Below are 17,876 nucleotides of genomic sequence, written 5' to 3'. Positions count from 1 at the left end.
TGACCTCCCGTCCACCGCATTCAGCGTAAGAGCTCTGCAAGGCCCGTGCCAATTGAAGAATGAAGGGGTAAAAGCAGCAAAATAAGCTCAAACAGCACAAGCTACGGCATCAAGGAGGGGAAAAGCATGATGCGCGGCCGCGATTACGGGCAACAGACAACCCGTCAGCAGGCAAGCATGGGCACTCTACGACCCATCGGCACTGTCTCCGGATGAGATCCCCAGCCGCCGCATCTTTTCATACAAGCCCTTGCGGGAGACCCCAAGCTTCTCATAGGTGGGCTTCAGCGCACCGCCATTGCGGCTGATCTCGGCCCTGATCACCGCGCTCTCGAACGCGTCCATCCGCTCTGCGAGACTGCCGCTTCCGATCTCGAGCCCCGTGTCGGGCTCGGAGCCGAAACCCGCCCACATGCCGAGCACGAACCGGTCCGCCACGTTTCGCAACTCGCGCACATTGCCGGGCCAGTCATGGGCAAGCAGCCCGGCCTCGATCTGCGGCGCGATCTCCGGGATCTCGCGGCGGTAGCGGGCACGGGCTTCGCGTGCCAGGTGGAAGAACAGCAACGGAATGTCGTCTTTGCGGGCGCGCAGGGCTGGAATATCCAGGGTGATTACATTCAGCCGGTAGTAAAGGTCTGTTCGGAACGCTGGGTTGTTGTTCAGATCAGCCTTGGTCGCCGCCACGAAACGCACATCGAGCGCCACCTGCCTGTTCGATCCAAGCCGCTCGATCGACCTTTCCTCGATCGCGCGCAGCAGTTTGGCCTGCAGGTCGATCGGCATGGATTCAATCTCGTCAAGAAAGACCGTGCCGCCATTGGCATGTTCGAGCTTTCCGATCCTGAGTTTCTGCGCCCCGGTGAACGCGCCGGCCTCGTGGCCGAACAGTTCGGATTCAAAGATATCGGCCGGCAGCGCCGCGCAATTGATCGCAACAAAGTTGCCCTTGCGCCGTGGACCGAAATCATGAAGCGCCCGGGCGACGACTTCCTTGCCGGTTCCCGTTTCGCCGGTGATCAGCACATCGGCATCGGTATCGGCCACGGCCGAAATCTGTGCCCGCAGCCGCTGGATGGCAGGATTGCGGCCCACCAGCCGCGACGAAAGATCGTCGCTGCCTTCGAGCGCATTTCGCAGCGAACGGTTTTCCAGCACCAGCCGGCGCTTCTCGAGCGCCCGCTCGACCACCGAGAACAGGCGATTTGCGGCAAACGGCTTCTCGATGAAGTCGTAGGCGCCGGCACGCATCGCTTCGACAGCCATCTGAACGTCGCCATGTCCGGTGATGAGCACGACCGGAAGAGTAGGGTCGACACCCAGAATGTGGCGCATCAGCGCGAGACCATCCATGCCCGGCATCCGGATATCGGAGACAATCACACCATAGAGACTGCGAAGCGGCAGATCACCGATATCCTCTGCGCCGGTGTGGCACCTCACACTCAACCCCTCGAGTTCCAGCGATTGCTTCAGCGCATGCCTGAGGTCGGCATCGTCATCGACCAGATGCACGACCCTGTCCTGCGGCCTCAGCGCTGAACTGTCTTCCAAATTGGGGCTCCTCCCGGGTCAATTTCTGCACTGCCTGAAATCATGAAGCAGCCGTTTTGTCCAGCATCATGGCATTGCCGCTTAAATTGCCGCTTCAGCGGCTGGCGCCGTGTGGTCATTCCTTCCAGCCACGTCAGCCTCCGCTGCCCGCAGATTGATCGTGAAACAGGCCCCGCCTTCCGGTCTGTTGTCCACCATGATGGTTCCGCCAAAATCACGGATGATATTGTCAACGATGGACAAGCCGATACCAATCCCCTCACCCACCCCCTTGGTGGTAAAAAAAGGCTCGAAGACCTTCGGCAACTGCGCGGGGTCGACCCCCGGACCGTTATCGATAACGGTGACGACGACACGGTCTCCCTGCCGCCGCGCGTCGATCTCAACTGTCGCATCGGCCTGCCCGGAAAGAGCATCGATCGCATTGTTGACGAGATTGACGAACACCTGCCCGAGCCTGATCCTGCCACCCAGCACGAAGAGCCCCGAAACGCCGTCACCGACGCGAATATCGGTGATACCTGCGGCCCGCGCCCGCGGGCGCGCCAGCAACAAGGCTTCGTCGATAATGGTGCCAAGCGGAACCGGTCCAACGCTGGCGCCCGGCTTGCGCGAGAAGGAAAGCAGCGTTCTTGACAGCTCCGCCATGCGCTCGACCAGTCCGTTGATCCGCGCCAGATTGCCCGAAACCTCGGAAAGTGCACCCTTGTCGAGAAACCGCAAGGCGTTGTCGGAATAGGACCGTATCGCGGCCAATGGCTGATTGTATTCATGGCTCAGCGCCGTAGACATCTGTCCGAGCGCGGCGAGCTTTGCGGTCTGCACCAGTTCGTTCTGTGTCTTGCGCAATCGCTCCTCCGCCTCGCGGCGGACCTCGACTTCCTGGCTGAGCGACTGGTTGGTGATTGAGAGCGCCCGCGTCCGGTCCCTGACAACGCGCTCAAGACGCAGCGCGGTGGCCCGGTCGGTGCGCGCCTTGATGATCGCCTCCTCGTTGCGGCGGAGAACCACGAGGGCGATCATCCCGGCAAGCAGCCCGACAAGCGTCGCAATCGACGCCGCGCTCAGACGTGCCGCAGCCACCGGGGCTGGATCGGCCAACACATGCAGATCCCATTCCAGCAGAGGCAGGCCGCGAACAAGATCCAGTCGCCGTTCGAAACGGCCATCGATTAGATACCGGTCGCTCTCTGCCGTCTCGCGCAGGTCGGCGATGTTCTTGAGCCGCCAGGCAGCATCATTTGCCAGAAACACGGTGCCTGTCTTGTCGGTGACAAAGATACGGCGCGCCGACAGCGCCCAGGCTGCTTCGACCCGATAGAAGTCGACATAGACGATCACGACACCGACGAATTTTCCCTCGCGGTGAACGCCGGAAGAGAAAGCATAGGTCCGCTCTCCTTGCCTGTTGGCAACAGCTGCACGGCCCAGCCTGCCCTGAAGGGCGACCTCGATAAGCTCCGGCAACCCTTCAGCGCGATCGACGAGTGAACCCCGAGCATTCGCCAGCAATTCTCCGTCAGGAAAGAAAAAGGCCACATCCATGGCAGCCGACATGCTCGCAGTCGATTCAGCAATCCTGCGCGCATCCAGAGCCTGAGCGTTGCCTTCGGCATCGCGAACGAACAATGCTCGGATTGATGATTGGCGTGACAGCAATGGCGGAAGCAGGCGGTACTTGTCGAGAACGCCGGACAGGATTTCGGTTTGCACCGACAGTGTCTCGCCGGCCTTCTGCATGACCTCCGAAAGCGCACGCTCTCTGGCCGAGCGGACGGACCATGCCACGATGATCGCCAGCAGGATGGCCCAGACAACAAACAGGCCAAACCTGAACCGGCGGAATTGTCTCTCGATGGCGGCGCGCGATTGCATCGGCTGACTCTAGAGCCAATCATCGCCAAAGGAAATCTCCCGGGCGACGGGATTTCACGGTCGCCCGGGAGCCGGCTTCATTGCAGCGTCAGTCCCGGGCCGGGTGAAAAAACCCGGCGCGAGACCCCACCAAGAGACTGAGATACCTTGATGATCAGACCTTAGCCGCCGCGACCGTTGCCTCGATATGGTCAACCAGGGGATCGGCCAGCCCAAGACGGCCTGCCAGCAGGTCAAGAAACCCGCGTTCAGCCCTTGTGTCGGGGTCGATCGCAAGCCGCGCAGCAGTAAACATCTCGATTTTTTGAACCTCGGTTGAAGCTGAGGCCAAGATGCCGTCCATGTCGACGGGCTTCGACAGCTCGTCATCAAGAAACGCGATGGCGTCTTCGCCGAGACCCGACAGCGCCAGCTTGTCGTGAATCCGCGCGCGCTCCGCATCATCCACATGGCCGTCCGCCCGCGCCGCGGCAATCATTATCCGGATCAACGAGAGGGCGAAATCGCTGTCGACACGGGCCGGTTCGGCGGAGAAATCCGAGTCCGCGGGCGGTGCCAGCATTTCAGGCTGCTGTGCGGCTGCGCCCTCCACCGGCGTCTTTCCGGCCTGGTAGTTTTTCCAGGCCTGGTAGCCGAGACCGGCAATGGCGGCCATGCCGCCAAGTTTCAGGGCTGACCCGCCGATCGCCCGTCCTGTTCCTGTCCCCAGGAGCACGGCCACGATCGCACCCGTGGCCAGCGGATTGTCCTTGGCAAGCTGCGTCGCCTGGCTGGCCTTGTCACGCACCGTACCTTGGGTACCGGGAACGTTGGAGCCGAGAAACTGGTCAAGCAGGGCTTTGGGATCGAACATTGGTGCAGGTCCTTGTCTTCCTGGTGTGGCAGCGCGTTCCGGCCGCTTCCAGCATCAGATAGGAATTCGCGGACCCGCTTTCAAACCATGGTCGACTTCTGACACTGACGCATCGAGGCCACGCACCGGTGGCTTCGATGACGACAAGAAAAAGCAGTGATCTCAGGCAGAAAACCGCGATGCCTCTGTGGCCAGCCGGGTGATGCCATCCCAGTCTCCGGCTTCGACCAGCGCATTGGGGGCCACCCAGGACCCACCAACGCAAACCACGTTCGGCAACGAGAGGTAGTCACGTGCATTGTCTGGCGTGATCCCGCCGGTCGGGCAGAACATCATTCCGGCCAGCGGCGATGAAAGCGATTTGAGGTAGGCGGCGCCACCTGCCTGTTCTGCCGGAAAGAACTTGAGGACCTCATAGCCTTCTTCCCTGAGCGCCATTACCTCACTCGGCGTGGCAGCTCCCGGCAACAACGGCACCGGCGACTTGCGGGCAACATCCAGAAGTTCAAGCGTCGTCCCGGGTGAAACGATGAATTGCGATCCAGCCTCGACAGCCTGGTGGTACTGTTTCGCGTTCAGCACCGTACCGGCGCCGGGAACAGCACCCTCGACCTCATCTGCCACCGCGCGGATTGCCTCCAGCGCCACCGGCGTCCTCATGGTGATTTCGATGGCTTTCAGCCCGCCCGCGACCAGGGCACGCGCCAGAGGTACCGCATGAGCGAGATCCTTGATGACAAGTACGGGCACCACAGGCTGCAATTTCAGAATGGAAATGAGGGCTTGGGTTTTTTCACCCATGGCGCTTGTCCTTTCGCGTCATCAACAGGAGCGCACCGAATAGCCTTTCGTCCAGGGATTGTCTACGCTGCGGCCTCAACCGGGCACCACAGACCGATTGCCTGAAATGCGCGAACGCGCTATTGCGGCTGGCATGAAGACACCTGCCAAAACACCCGCCCCGAACCAGCCCGTGGTCGTCGCGGCGCTGTACCATTTCGCCCGCCTCGAGGGCCATGAAGCGCTGCAGCCGCCGCTGGCGGAATTATGCGCCGAGCAGGGCGTCAAGGGCACCCTGCTGCTGGCCCGCGAAGGCGTCAACGGAACCATTGCCGGCTCCCGCTCGGCCATCGATGCCCTGCTGTCCCACCTTCGGGCCATTCCCGGGCTCGAAACCCTGGAGCACAAGGAAAGCAGTGCCCACAAGATGCCGTTCAGGCGCATGAAGGTGCGACTGAAAAAGGAAATCGTCACCATGGGTGTACCCGACATCGATCCGCTGGAGGGTGTCGGCGCCTATGTCGACCCGGCGGACTGGAACAGGTTGATTTCGGATCCTGACACCGTCGTAATCGATACCCGCAACGATTACGAAGTCGGCATCGGCACCTTCAAGGGTGCGATCAATCCTGAAACCAGCACCTTCCGGGAGTTCCCGGACTGGGTGGAAAAGGCCGGCATCGAAGACAAGAGCAAGCCAATCGCCATGTTCTGTACCGGCGGCATCCGCTGCGAGAAGGCAACCGCCTTCATGCGCGCAAAGGGCTATGAGAATGTCTACCATCTCAAGGGCGGAATTCTGAAATACCTGGAGAATGTTCCCGAAGACGAAAGCCTCTGGCAGGGCTCCTGCTTTGTCTTCGATGAGCGCGTGGCTGTCACCCACGGCCTTCGCGAAAGCGACGAGATACTCTGCCGCGCATGCCGCAATCCGGTGACGCCCGAGGAGCAGGCCTCGCCGCTCTACGAGGAAGGCGCGTCCTGTCCGCACTGCTACCACAGCCGCACCGAGGAAGACCGCGTCCGCTTCCGCATGCGCCACCGCCAGATGCTGGCCGAGCGCGCCGCAACACGCGCTGAAGCTGAGGACGCATGAGCCCCAGAAGGATCATCATTGTTGGCGGCGGCGTGGTCGGCATCGCCACCGCAGCACTGCTTTCAGAAGCCGGGCACAAGGTCACCGTAATCGATCGATCCGGCCTTGCGCAGGAAACAAGCAAGGGCAATGCCGCGGCACTGGCATTCTCCGACATCATGCCGCTGGCCTCGCCGAAGATCTTGCTCAGGGCGCCGAAATGGCTGCTTGATCCGCTCGGCCCGCTGACCATCCGTCCGTCCTATCTGCCGCGGCTCACACCCTGGCTCTGGCAATTCTGGAAGGCCAGCCTTCCCGCCCGCTACAGGGCTTCCATCGAAACGCAGACAGCGCTGATGCGGCTTGCCGAGGTCGAGATGATGGCGCTGGTCGACCGGGCCGGTATTGGTGCGATGGTGCGCCATGACGGCTCACTGGAACTTTACGAAAGCGAAGGAGAGCTCAAAGCCGCTTCTGCCGGCTGGCAGCAGCGGGAACAGGCCGGCATCGCCTTCGAGCATGTCCGCGGCGAGAGGCTGGCCGAGCTTCAGCCCGGACTGTTATCGCGCTTTGTCGCCGGCACCTATGTCCCCGGCTGGAAGACCGTGTCCGAACCGCAGGCCTTTGCCCTGGCGCTCTGGGCCCATGCGGAACGCTGCGGAGCCACCTTCGAAAAGGCTGAGGCCGCGGGTCTGGAGCGGTCCGAAGCGGGCCCATCTGTCAGGCTTGCTGACGGCACCACGCGCGACGCCGACCGCATCGTCATCTGCGCCGGGGCCTGGTCGACGCGCCTGATCAACCCGGTCACCAAGCTGCGCATTCCGCTCGACACCGAGCGCGGCTACAACACCACGCTGCCCAAGGGCGCATTCGACCTCAAGCGCCAGCTGATCTTTGGCAACCATGGCTTCGTCATGACGCCGCTTTCGACCGGCGTGCGGGTCGGCGGCGCGGTCGAACTCGGCGGCCTCGACTTGCCGCCAAACTATGCCCGCTCGAAATCCATGCTCGAAAAGGCCGCAACCTTCCTGCCAGGACTAAAAACCACCGGAGGCGTCGAATGGATGGGATTCCGGCCTTCCCTGCCCGACAGCCTGCCGGTGATCGGCGTCCTCCCCGAGGATCCGTCGATCCTGCTCGGCTTCGGCAATGGCCATCTCGGGCTGACCCAGGCGGCAGCCATGGGGCGGCTGATCGCCGATCTGGCGGGCAACCGGACTCCGAGTATTGACATCGCCGCCTGCCGGCCCGACCGTTTTTGATAACCCCGTAGTGAGAGCAAGCCATGGCGCGCAATCGTTTCTTCTGCATCGACGGCCACACCTGCGGCAACCCGGTCCGCGTCGTAACCGGCGGTGGCCCGCAGCTTGACGGCGGGACAATGCTCGAGCGTCGGGCGCATTTCCTCGCCGAGTATGACTGGATTCGTACCGGCCTGATGTTCGAGCCGCGTGGCCACGACATGATGTCGGGCGCCATACTCTATCCGCCGACACGGGACGATTGCGACATCGCCTTCCTGTTCATCGAGACTTCGGGCTGCCTGCCGATGTGCGGCCACGGCACCATCGGCACGGTGACGATGGCGATCGAGAATGGCCTTGTCAGCCCGCGCGAACCGGGCGTGCTGGCGATCGACACGCCAGCCGGGCGCATCGTCGCCCGTTATCAGCAGAACGGCCGCAAGGTTACCGAAGTCCGGCTGACCAACGTGCCGGCCTTCCTGCATTCAACCGGCATCAGGACTTGGTGCGAAGGTCTGGGCGAGATTACCGTCGATGTTGCCTATGGCGGCAATTTCTACGCCATCGTCGATGCCCAGGAAAATTTCGCCGACATGGCGGACTTCTCGGCCGGCGATCTGGTTCGCATGAGTCCGGCTTTGCGCGAACGCCTCAACAGCGAGCACGAGTTCGTCCATCCGGAAAAGCCCGATATCCGCGGATTAAGCCATGTCCTCTGGACCGGAGCGCCGACCAGACCCGAGGCCCATGCCCGCAATGCGGTCTTTTACGGTGACAAGGCCATCGACCGCTCGCCCTGCGGCACCGGCACATCGGCGCGCATGGCGCAGTGGGCGGCCAAAGGCAAACTCAACCCCGGCGACGATTTCGTCCACGAGAGCATCATCGGGTCGCTGTTTCATGGCCGGGTCGAGGAAGCAACCCAAGTGGCCGGCAAACCCGCAATCATCCCTTCGATCGCCGGCTGGGCGGTCGAAACGGGGCTGAACTCCATCACCATCGACGACGAGGAAGACCCTTTCGCCCACGGTTTCGTCGTCCGCTGATCAGCTATTGCCTGCCTCGTGGGCGGCGATCAGCGACTGATACCAGTAGCCGGATTGCTTGATGGTGCGTGTCTGCGTTCCATAATCGACATGCACGATGCCGAAACGCTGCGAATAGCCCTCGGCCCACTCGAAATTGTCCATCAGGCTCCAGGCGAAATAGCCCTTCAGCGGATAGTTCTCGGCAATCAGGTCGGCAGCCACCGAGAGATGGCTTGCGATGTAATCGAGCCGCATCGTATCGCTGACGGCACCGTTCTCGACTTCGGTGTTGTCGGCGGCTCCGTTCTCGGTGATATAGAATTCCGGCAGCGTGTAGCGGCCATAGAGATCCTTGACCACGTGCGACAGGCCCATCGGCTCGATTTCCCAGCCGATGTCGGTCTTCCCCGGTTGGACCGCCGGCGCGCCAGCCACATGCGGAAACTGTGATGCGGCATCGTCCCTCACCCGCATCGGCGTGTAATAGTTCAGACCCCAGAAATCGAGCGGCTGGTGGATCGTCTCGAGATCGCCGTCCTTTATATGTCCCTCAAGAACCGGACATCCCTCGAGTACGGAGTGCGGATAGGATCCCTTGAACAGCGGCCCGAAGAAGACCCCGTTGTGAAAGTCATTTGCCCGTTCCGCGGCCTTGCGGTCCGCATCGCTGTCGCTGGCCGCCATCACGCTCATCGCATTGAGAACGATACCGACCGGCAGATCGGGCCGCTCCGCCCTTATCGCCTGCACTCCGAGACCATGCGCCAGATTGGTGACATGCAGCGCCGACATCGCCGCTTGCATCGACCGCTCGCCGGGCGCGTGAACCCCCATCAGATGGCCGAGATAAACCGAGCACCACGGCTCGTTGAAGGTAACGATGGTGTCGAGCCTGTCCCCAAGACGCCTGGTGACGATCCCGGCATAGTCGGCAAAGGCCTCAGCTGTCCCCCGGTCCGTCCAGCCGCCCCGCCCCATCAGCGCCAGCGGCAGGTCCCAGTGATAGAGCGTCGCGAACGCCTTGATGCCGCGGGCTTTCAGACCATCGAGCAGACGATCGTAAAAGTCGAATCCCTTTGCGTTGATCGCACCGGTGCCGTCAGGCAGGATCCGCGGCCAGGCAATGGAAAACCTGTACGCCTCGACGCCCAGTTCAGCCATCAGGTCGAGATCGGCGTCGAGCCTATTGTAATGATCGCAAGCCTCGTCGCCGGTGTCCCCGCCCTTGACCCGGCCGGGCATGTGGGAGAACGCATCCCAGATCGACGGCTTGCGGCCGTCCTCGGTCGCCGCGCCCTCGATCTGGTAAGAAGCCGTTGCCACCCCGAACAGGAATGCGTCCGGGAACCGGCGGGCCAGTTTCTGCGGCGAGGTCTCGGATGTCATGTCGATCCCGTTCAGGTGATGCTCTTCCAGAGGCAGGTTTCAGTTCGTCGAAAGCCGTTCGGTAAAGGCCTTGATGATCTCGCTCAGTTCAACCGGCTTCTCGATGCAGGGCAGGTGTGCGGCTCCGGGGATCTCCTGGTACATCGCGCCCGGGATCAGCCGCGCCATTTCCCCCACCAGAGACGGCGGTGTCGAGCCGTCCTCGGTGCCCACCACGCATATGACCGGCATCACTAGTTCCGAACTCGACTTGGTGAAATCGCTGTCGCGAATCGCGGCACAGGTGCCGACATAGCCTTCGACCGGTGTGCGTTCGAGCATCATCCGATAACCGGTAAAATCAGCATTGTCGGCCCTGCGGTAGTCCTTGGCAAACCAGCGCTCCAGGATCGCGTCCGAAATCGCGGCAATTCCCTGCTCCTTGATCGCCGAGATCCGCGCGTTCCACATATCCGGCGTCCCGATCTTGTGGCCGGTGTCACACAGGATCATCGCGCGCACCAGGTCCGGCCTTTTGGCGGCCACCCCTTGCGCGATCATGCCTCCGACTGAAAGTCCGCAGATGATGACATTCTTGGCTTCGAAATGCTCGATCAATGCGATCAGGTCATTGATATGATCATCCATGGTGATTTCGGCATTGCCCAGTTCCGACAGGCCGTGACCGCGCTTGTCATAGGCTATGATGCTGTAGTCACCGACCATCCGCACGATCACGTCGCGCCAGATCCGGTAGTCCGTTCCAAGCGAATTGGCGAAAACGATAGTGGGCTTGTCCGGAGCCGCGCCGATCACCTGGTGATGGATGACGACACCGTTCAGGCGGGCAAATTGCATGGCGAGGCTTCCTTCCGGGATGATCTGCAGATTGGAAGCCTGATTTACGCGACAGAACGCCGGCACGCAAACAAAACACTGTTCAATCAGACGGCGGCCCGTCACCATGAGCCGCCGTCCTCATCAATTGGATGTCAGGAATACCCGTCTGTCAGACGTAACGATTGACGACATTCTCCAGGTACTCCTGCCGGCCGGATTTCGGCTGCGGGTTGATGTCGGCCTTGCGCACCCATTCTTCGATCTCCGAAAGCGAGAAACCGCCATCAAGCATCTTCTTGGCTTCTGCACCGTTCCAGCCGGCATAGCGTTCCTCGACGAAGCTCGTCAGCACCCCGTCCTCGACCATTTTCGCCGCCGCCTTCAGCGCCCGTGCACAGGTATCCATGCCGCCGATATGGGCATAGAGCAGATCTTGCGGGTCGAGCGACTGACGCCGCAGCTTGGCGTCGAAATTGGTGCCGCCGGTTGCGAACCCGCCGCCCTTCACGATCGCGTAGTAAGCGAGCGCCATCTCGGGCACATTGTTGGGGAACTGGTCGGTGTCCCAGCCCGACTGATAGTCGTTGCGGTTCATGTCGATCGATCCGAAGATCCCCAGCGCCTGCGCCAGTTCCAACTCGTGCTCGAAGGAATGGCCGGCAAGGATCGCATGGCCCTGCTCGATATTGACCTTGACCTCGTTTTCGAGCCCGTGCCGCTTGAGGAAGCCGTAGACGGTGGCAACGTCGTAATCATACTGGTGCTTGGTCGGCTCCTGCGGCTTCGGCTCGATCAGGATCGTGCCCTCGAAGCCGATCTTGTGCTTGTACTCGACCACCAGGTTGAGGAAGCGGCCCAGCTGCTGGTCTTCCCGTTTCAGGTCGGTGTTGAGCAGGGTCTCGTAGCCTTCGCGCCCGCCCCACAGCACGTAGTTTTCACCGCCGAGCTTGTGGGTGGCATCGATGCATGTCTTCACCGTCGCCGCGGCGAAGGCAAAGACGTCCGGATCGGGATTGGTCGCGGCCCCCGACATGAATCGACGGTTGGAAAACAGGTTGGCCGTCCCCCACAGCAGTTTCACACCGGTATCTTCCTGCTTGCCGGCAAAATAGTCGACGATCTCTTCGAGGTTCTTCGTGTTCTCGGCGAAGTTGGAGCCTTCCGGACGCACGTCCGCATCATGGAAGCAGTAGAAAGGTGCACCCAGCGCAGAGAACATCTCGAAGGCAACATCGGCCTTCAGCTTCGCGAGTTCCATCGAGTCCTGCGGATACCAGGGCCTTTCGAAGGTGCGGCCACCAAACGGATCACCGCCCTCCCAGGCGAAGGAATGCCAGTAAGCGACCGCAAAGCGCAGGTGGTCCTCCATCCGCTTGCCCATGACCATCTCGTCGGCATTGTAATGGCGGAAGGCGAGCGGATTGCTGCTCTCCGGCCCTTCATACTTGATCCTGGTGACGTCTCCGAAAAATCCTGTGCTCATGACATGGCTCCTTTGATAGCGGGATAGAGCGCGCGATAGGTCTGGTATGCCTCGTCGAAGGCCGCCGAGAGATCGCGATTGGGGTGAATGGTTCTTTCCGTGGCCGGCTGCGTGCACACGGACAAGGGATCGGCGTTTTCCGCCGCGATCAGGCCAAGCCGGGCGGCGCCGAACGCGGCACCGAAGTCGCCGCCCTCGGGTATGTCCACCGGAAGGTCCAGCACGGTGGACAGTGCTTCCAGCCAGTAGTCCGACTTCGAGCCGCCGCCGATGGCGGTGACCCGTGCCAGCGACGTGCCCGCCTGGGCCAACGCGGCAAGACTGTCGCGGAAGGCAAAGCAGACCCCTTCAAGCACCGAACGGGTGAGGGAAGTGCGATCGGATGCGTGTTCGAGACCGGTAAAACTGCCGCGAATGGCGGCGTCATTGTGCGGCGTCCGTTCGCCCGAAAGATAGGGCAGGAACATCACCGAGCCCGGAGCCAGCAGGGTGTCGCCGAGCTCTGAAGTCAGCGCCGAAGGCTTCATCGAGGTGACCCCGGCAAGCCAGTTGAGCGAATCCGTTGCCGAAAGGATCACGCCCATCTGGTGCCAGGTCCCGGGTAGCGCGTGGCAGAACGCGTGCACGGCGCTGCCGGGATTGGGCAGATACCGGTTGTTGGCCGCAAACAGCACGCCCGAGGTTCCGAGCGAGGCAAAGGCGTGGTTGTCGCCCACGGTTCCCATGCCGCAGGCCGAGGCAGCATTGTCACCCGCCCCTCCCGCAATCGGGATGCCGGCGGGCAAGCCCAGGTCCGCGGCCACATCGGCGCGCAACGCCCCGGCCCGCTCCGTGCCCTCGACCAGCGCGGGCATGTGGCTCCGGTCAAGACCGGTGGCTGCGAGAAGACTGTCATCCCAGGCGCGTTTGCCGGTGTCGAGCCAGGACGTTCCGGCCGAATCCGACATTTCGGAAATCGCCTCGCCGCTCAACCAGAGCCGCAGGTAATCCTTCGGCAGCAGCACCCTGGCGACGCTTGCGAAGGCTTCCGGCTCGTTGGCAGCCATCCATTTGAGTTTCGGCGCGGTGAAGCCGGGGAAGACGATATTGCCGGTCAGGCGCCGGAATATCGGATCGGCATCCAGTTCCGCGGCTTCATGATAGCTGCGTGTGTCGTTCCACAGGATGCAGGGCCGGATCACCTTGCCGTCGCGGTCGATGGTCGTCGCGCCATGCATGTGACCCGACAGCCCGATGCCGCGCACCCTGGCCAGTTCCGCAGCATAGGCCTTGCCAAGCTCCGAGAGCGCTGCCCGGGTTGCATGGATCCAGCTGTCGGGATCCTGTTCCGACCATCCGTGATGCGGCCGCTCGACGGTGAGTGGCGCACTGGCCGAACCCAGGATGCGCTGATTGTCATCAATCAGCAGCGCCTTCAGCGATGAGGTTCCGAGATCAAGTCCGAGATACATGGCGGCGGATCCTTTCAGCAAGATGCGGGATTGGCTCGGGACACGGGCTCATGGCAGATTGTCCTTTAGGAAAATATCGATGCGAATGCGCTCCTGTGCACTGATCGGCATCAATCCATCGGCCCGCGCTTTGAGCACCCGGATCGCGCTGCGTACTTCATGCCCGCAATCCTGGTTGATGACGGCATCGAACAGACCCTCGGCAAGCGCCTGCCGCGAATGCTCCGTCACTTCGTGCGCAACAACCGCAAGCTTGCGCTGTTCGCGGTCCGGAAGGGCCTCGATCAGTCCGCGCGTGCCGGCGCCGAGACTGTAGATAGCTATGATTTCTGTTTCAGCGTCGAGCGCAGCCGTCACGGCCTGCCTGACCGTGTCCGCGTCATCATTGGTCTCCACCGGTCCAACGATTTCGAGGTCGGGAAATTCGCTTCTGAGCACGGCGGCAAAGCCCGAAGCCCGGTCCATATGGTCCGACAGCTTCATCGAGCCGGCCACGACCAGCACCTTCCCGGCTCGGCCATTGCAGAACCGTCCGATCAGTCCGCCGGCAGTCCGGCCGGCGGCGAGGTTATCGATGCCGCAGAAATGAATCCGCTGCGATCCCGGCAGATCGGATACCAGCGTGGCCACGTGAACACCCCTGTCGACCAGACGATCCACCGCAGCCGACACATCGGGCGTATCGGTTGCGACCAGTGCCACACCGTTTACCTCTGCCGGATCGAGTGAATCGAGAACACCGACAATGGCCGCCGGATCGAAGGGCGGCACCGTTTCGATCCGGATCGCCGTCCGCTCGACCGGCGAGCGCTGCATGGCGGCGCGGATTTCCGCTTCAAGCCCACGCATGAAACTGTTTGGCCCTTCCGGCAGGATGAACACAAGCGGATAGGTCCGTTTCTTCGCCAGGTTTGCAGCAGAGACGTCGCGCACATAGCCCAGGCGCTCAACTGCTGCCTGCACCTTGTCGACGGTCTTCCGCCGCACCCCCGGCCGGGCATTGAGCACCCGGTCGACGGTCGCCAGGCTGACTCCGGCCTCAGCCGCGATGTCGTGAACGGTTGGTCGCATTGTCTCCTCCTGCGAGGTCTTCTAGAACAATTCTTGAGGTACGTAAATCAGAAATCTGCGGGATCCGGCACCTGCTCTGCAAACCGCCAATCCTCTCGCGGCAGACCGGCAAGCGGCCCTTATACTTGACGCCACCGGCACAATATGGCCTAAGGCAGCGCCTGCCGGTCTCCGCCGCGCCTTGCCTGGCTGCAGCGTTACCGGACAGCGATCGCAGCCGGCAAAAGCCGCCGCGCGCATCATTCAACCGGACCTGAAAGCGGGCGAACAAAAATGGCCAACACTGCAACGCGGGTGCGCATCGCACCGTCTCCGACTGGCGAGCCGCATGTCGGAACCGCCTACATCGCGCTGTTCAACTATCTTTTTGCGAAGAAGAACGGCGGCGAGTTCATCCTGCGTATCGAAGACACCGATGCCGCCCGTTCGACGCCGGAGTTTGAACAGAAGGTTCTCGACGCGCTGAAATGGTGTGGCCTGTCCTGGTCCGAAGGCCCTGACATCGGCGGACCCTACGGTCCTTACCGCCAGAGCGAGCGCAAGGACATCTACCGTCCCTATGTCGACAAGATCGTGGAAAACGGTCACGGCTTCCGCTGCTTCTGCACGCCCGAGCGCCTTGACGAGATGCGCGCCGCCCAGCGCGCGGCCGGAAAGCCGCCGAAATATGACGGCCGCTGCCTGAGCCTCACCGCCGAGGAAGTCACCGAACGGATGAATGCGGGTGAACCATCAGTGGTGCGGATGAAGATCCCGACCGAAGGCTCCTGCAAGTTTGTCGACGGCGTTTACGGCGAGGTCGAAATTCCCTGGGAAGCCGTCGACATGCAGGTACTGCTCAAGGCCGACGGCATGCCCACCTATCACATGGCCAATGTGGTCGACGATCACCTGATGAAGATCACCCACGTTGCACGCGGCGAGGAATGGTTGGCCTCTGTCCCCAAGCACATCCTGATCTACCAGTATCTGGGTCTTGAGCCGCCGGTGTTCATGCACCTGTCGCTGATGCGCAACGCCGACAAGTCGAAACTGTCCAAGCGCAAGAATCCGACCTCGATCTCCTATTACGCTGCACTCGGTTTCCTTCCCGAGGCGCTGATGAACTTCCTCGGCCTGTTCTTCATCCAGATCGCCGAAGGCGAGGAACTGCTGGCCATGGATCAGCTGGTCGCCAATTTCGACCCGGAGAACCTGTCCAAGGCCGGCGCGATCTTCGATCTCCAGAAGCTCGACTGGCTCAACGGCCGCTGGCTGCGCGAGAGCATTTCCGAAGAGGATTTCGTCGCCCGCGTTCTGGCCTGGGCCCAGGAAAACGGCCGTTTCCGCGAAGGCATGAAACTGGCGCAGTCCCGCATCACCAAGCTCTCCGACCTGCCGGATCTGACCGGCTTCCTGCTCAAGGGTGACCTCGGCCTGACCGCGGCGGACTTCTCCAACATCAAGAAGGTGTCGCTGGAAGACGTGCTCCAGATCCTGCAGACGGTTCAGCCGGATCTCGAAAAGATCTTCGAGTGGAACGCGGAAAGCATTGAGGCCGAACTGCGCGCCATTTCCGAGCGCAGCGACATCAAGCTTCGAAACCTGCTGGCTCCCCTGTTCATTGCGGTATCAGGTTCGTCGCGGTCCTTGCCGCTCTTTGACTCCATGTCCATTCTCGGCCGCTCGGTCGTGCGTCAGCGCCTCAAGCAGGCCGAAACAGCGGTCAAGGCCGGCGTTGAAGCAGCCAAAGCCAACAACGGGTAGAACAATGAACGAAAAGACACCTGAAGCCGGCCTCTCCTCCGACGTCACCGAGGTGCGCGCCCAAAAGCTCGCCAGACTGCGCGAGACGGTCGCCGAGGTCTATCCGGCGCATTTTCACCGCACCATGACCAACCAGGAGCTGGCGGAAAAATACGCTGACATCGAACCTGATACGCTGACCGGCGAGATCATCACTGTCGCCGGGCGCGTCTATTCCTCGCGCAATTCCGGCATGTTCATGGATATCCATGATGCCTCGGGCAAGGTGCAGATCTTCAGCCACAAGGATACCACGCCGGAAGCGGCGCGCGATCTCCTGCCGCTGATCGATCTGGGTGACATCATCGGCGTCACTGGTGAAGTCAGGCGCACCAAGCGTGGTGAACTCACGGTCAACGCCCACGAGATCACCATGCTGACCAAGTCGCTGCTGCCTATGCCGGAAAAGTGGCATGGTCTTTCCGACATCGAACTGCGCTACCGCAAGCGCCACCTCGACATCCTGACCAACGAGGATTCCAAGCTCCGCTTCCAGCAACGCTCGAAGATCGTCTCCGGCATCCGCCGCTTCATGGAAGACGAAGGTTTCATGGAAATCGAGACCCCGATGCTGCATTCGGTCTATGGCGGCGCAACGGCGGAGCCTTTCAAGACACACCACAACACGCTCAAGCTCGACATGTACCTGCGCATTGCGCCCGAGCTTTACCTCAAGCGTGCGCTTGTCTCCGGGCTGACCGACAAGGTCTTCGAGGTCAACCGCAACTTCCGCAACGAGGGCGTGTCGACCCGGCACAATCCCGAGTTCACCATGCTGGAATGCTACTGGGCCTATGCCGACTATGAAGACATCATGGGGCTGGTCGAACGATTGTTCGAAAAGCTGGCCCTGGCGGTCCATGGAACCACCGACATCACCTACGGTGAGGAGCAACTCTCCTTCAAGGGACCGTTCCGCCGGGTTGCCATGCCCGATGCGGTAAAGGATGCGACCGGCATAGATTTCCGCGCGATCGCCACCGACGAGGAGGCGAGGGCAGCATCCAAAGCGGCAGGTTTTGAGATCGAGGACGACTGGACCTGGGGCGAATGCCTGGCGTTCATCTTCGAGGAAAAGGTCGAGGCCTCTCTCATTCAGCCAACCCATGTGATCGATTTCCCCAAGGACATTTCGCCCTTCGCCAAGGAAGTGCCGGGCGAACCGCGCCTGGTTGAACGCTTCGAGACTTACTGCAACGCTTGGGAGTTGGGCAACGCATTCTCCGAGCTCAATGACCCGGAAGAACAGCGCAAGCGCATGGTCGAACAGCTCGAGCAGGCCCATGCCCGCGGCGAGAGCGAGAAACAGCTCGATGACGAGTTTCTTGATGCTATCGACCAGGGCATGCCGCCGGCAGGTGGCCTCGGCATCGGCGTAGACCGCCTGATCATGCTGCTGACCAATGCGCCGTCCATCCGCGATGTGATCCTGTTCCCGGCCCGCAAGACGCGCAGCGAATAGTCAGAACCCC

At 61.7% G+C, this 17,876-nt stretch carries 14 protein-coding genes; 5 read left to right on the top strand and 9 right to left on the bottom strand.

The annotated features are described in order from the left end of the window. Positions 1–186: 186 nt before the first annotated feature. The 4 genes from GTW23_RS00820 to GTW23_RS00805 all read right to left on the bottom strand — a co-directional run bounded on the left by GTW23_RS00820 (position 187) and on the right by GTW23_RS00805 (position 5,083). Complete coding sequence (locus tag GTW23_RS00820) at positions 187–1,554, bottom strand: sigma-54-dependent transcriptional regulator (protein WP_252914264.1); 1,368 nt, start codon at positions 1,552–1,554, stop codon at positions 187–189. An 81-nt stretch (positions 1,555–1,635) separates the two neighbouring features. Then, complete coding sequence (locus tag GTW23_RS00815) at positions 1,636–3,429, bottom strand: sensor histidine kinase (protein WP_252914263.1); 1,794 nt, start codon at positions 3,427–3,429, stop codon at positions 1,636–1,638. 154 nt (positions 3,430–3,583) lie between these two features. Further along, positions 3,584–4,282: a tellurite resistance TerB family protein gene (locus tag GTW23_RS00810; RefSeq protein ID WP_152010400.1), complete on the bottom strand. Its 699-nt coding sequence runs from the start codon at positions 4,280–4,282 to the stop codon at positions 3,584–3,586. A 162-nt stretch (positions 4,283–4,444) separates the two neighbouring features. Beyond that, positions 4,445–5,083 carry a 2-dehydro-3-deoxy-phosphogluconate aldolase gene (locus GTW23_RS00805; RefSeq protein WP_152010401.1) on the bottom strand — a complete coding sequence of 213 codons (639 nt, stop codon included), beginning with the start codon at positions 5,081–5,083 and terminating at the stop codon, positions 4,445–4,447. A gap of 133 nt (positions 5,084–5,216) precedes the next feature. Here GTW23_RS00805 and trhO point away from each other — a divergent pair, with 133 nt between their 5' ends. From trhO to GTW23_RS00790, 3 genes are read left to right on the top strand one after another with little or no spacing between them, the layout of a single operon-like run. Then, a complete protein-coding gene (gene trhO / locus GTW23_RS00800) occupies positions 5,217–6,158 on the top strand; it encodes an oxygen-dependent tRNA uridine(34) hydroxylase TrhO (protein WP_252914262.1) in 942 nt (313 codons plus the stop codon). Beyond that, the gene (locus tag GTW23_RS00795; RefSeq protein ID WP_252914261.1) at positions 6,155–7,399 is read left to right on the top strand and encodes an NAD(P)/FAD-dependent oxidoreductase; all 1,245 of its coding nucleotides are present in this window, start codon (positions 6,155–6,157) and stop codon (positions 7,397–7,399) included. The genes trhO and GTW23_RS00795 overlap by 4 nt, the downstream gene beginning before the upstream one ends. Before the next feature lie 23 nt (positions 7,400–7,422). Continuing rightward, complete coding sequence (locus GTW23_RS00790) at positions 7,423–8,427, top strand: 4-hydroxyproline epimerase (protein WP_252914259.1); 1,005 nt, start codon at positions 7,423–7,425, stop codon at positions 8,425–8,427. Here GTW23_RS00790 and GTW23_RS00785 read toward each other — a convergent pair whose 3' ends face one another. The 5 genes from GTW23_RS00785 to GTW23_RS00765 form a co-directional block, all read right to left on the bottom strand. After that, positions 8,428–9,795 carry a GH1 family beta-glucosidase gene (locus GTW23_RS00785; protein ID WP_252914258.1) on the bottom strand — a complete coding sequence of 456 codons (1,368 nt, stop codon included), beginning with the start codon at positions 9,793–9,795 and terminating at the stop codon, positions 8,428–8,430. Between the two features lie 39 nt (positions 9,796–9,834). Beyond that, positions 9,835–10,632, bottom strand: a complete 798-nt coding sequence (pcaD, locus tag GTW23_RS00780) for a 3-oxoadipate enol-lactonase (RefSeq protein WP_252914257.1) — start codon at positions 10,630–10,632, stop codon at positions 9,835–9,837. A 151-nt stretch (positions 10,633–10,783) separates the two neighbouring features. Then, on the bottom strand, positions 10,784–12,097 hold the full coding sequence (gene xylA / locus GTW23_RS00775; protein ID WP_252914256.1) for a xylose isomerase: 1,314 nt from the start codon (positions 12,095–12,097) through the stop codon (positions 10,784–10,786). Then, positions 12,094–13,548, bottom strand: coding sequence for a xylulokinase (xylB, locus tag GTW23_RS00770; protein ID WP_252914254.1), 1,455 nt, complete (start codon positions 13,546–13,548; stop codon positions 12,094–12,096). Before xylB ends, xylA begins: the two co-directional genes overlap by 4 nt. Positions 13,549–13,596: 48 nt before the next feature. Continuing rightward, positions 13,597–14,619 (bottom strand): LacI family DNA-binding transcriptional regulator, encoded by a 1,023-nt coding sequence (locus GTW23_RS00765; protein WP_152010409.1) that lies wholly within the window; start codon positions 14,617–14,619, stop codon positions 13,597–13,599. A gap of 273 nt (positions 14,620–14,892) precedes the next feature. Between GTW23_RS00765 and gltX the strand changes: the two genes are divergently transcribed. Then, entirely contained in the window at positions 14,893–16,365 is a 1,473-nt protein-coding gene (gltX, locus tag GTW23_RS00760) for a glutamate--tRNA ligase (protein ID WP_252914253.1), read from the top strand. Between the two features lie 4 nt (positions 16,366–16,369). After that, entirely contained in the window at positions 16,370–17,866 is a 1,497-nt protein-coding gene (lysS, locus tag GTW23_RS00755; protein WP_152010411.1) for a lysine--tRNA ligase, read from the top strand. The last annotated feature ends 10 nt before the right edge of the window (positions 17,867–17,876 follow it).

This window comes from Parahoeflea alexandrii (assembly GCF_024105735.1).
Lineage (GTDB): Bacteria > Pseudomonadota > Alphaproteobacteria > Rhizobiales > Rhizobiaceae > Hoeflea > Hoeflea alexandrii.
This window is presented reverse-complemented; position numbering and strand designations above follow the sequence as displayed.

Excerpts from the sequence above, each read along its gene's own strand:
- pcaD (WP_252914257.1), bottom strand. The coding sequence starts at position 10,632 with ATGCAATTTGCCCGCCTGAACGGTGTCGTCATCCATCACCAGGTGATC.
- trhO (WP_252914262.1), top strand. The coding sequence starts at position 5,217 with ATGAAGACACCTGCCAAAACACCCGCCCCGAACCAGCCCGTGGTCGTC.
- lysS (WP_152010411.1), top strand. The coding sequence starts at position 16,370 with ATGAACGAAAAGACACCTGAAGCCGGCCTCTCCTCCGACGTCACCGAG.
- xylA (WP_252914256.1), bottom strand. The coding sequence starts at position 12,097 with ATGAGCACAGGATTTTTCGGAGACGTCACCAGGATCAAGTATGAAGGG.
- GTW23_RS00810 (WP_152010400.1), bottom strand. The coding sequence starts at position 4,282 with ATGTTCGATCCCAAAGCCCTGCTTGACCAGTTTCTCGGCTCCAACGTT.
- GTW23_RS00815 (WP_252914263.1), bottom strand. The coding sequence starts at position 3,429 with ATGCAATCGCGCGCCGCCATCGAGAGACAATTCCGCCGGTTCAGGTTT.
- GTW23_RS00805 (WP_152010401.1), bottom strand. The coding sequence starts at position 5,083 with ATGGGTGAAAAAACCCAAGCCCTCATTTCCATTCTGAAATTGCAGCCT.
- xylB (WP_252914254.1), bottom strand. The coding sequence starts at position 13,548 with ATGTATCTCGGACTTGATCTCGGAACCTCATCGCTGAAGGCGCTGCTG.
- GTW23_RS00795 (WP_252914261.1), top strand. The coding sequence starts at position 6,155 with ATGAGCCCCAGAAGGATCATCATTGTTGGCGGCGGCGTGGTCGGCATC.
- gltX (WP_252914253.1), top strand. The coding sequence starts at position 14,893 with ATGGCCAACACTGCAACGCGGGTGCGCATCGCACCGTCTCCGACTGGC.
- GTW23_RS00790 (WP_252914259.1), top strand. The coding sequence starts at position 7,423 with ATGGCGCGCAATCGTTTCTTCTGCATCGACGGCCACACCTGCGGCAAC.
- GTW23_RS00765 (WP_152010409.1), bottom strand. The coding sequence starts at position 14,619 with ATGCGACCAACCGTTCACGACATCGCGGCTGAGGCCGGAGTCAGCCTG.
- GTW23_RS00785 (WP_252914258.1), bottom strand. The coding sequence starts at position 9,795 with ATGACATCCGAGACCTCGCCGCAGAAACTGGCCCGCCGGTTCCCGGAC.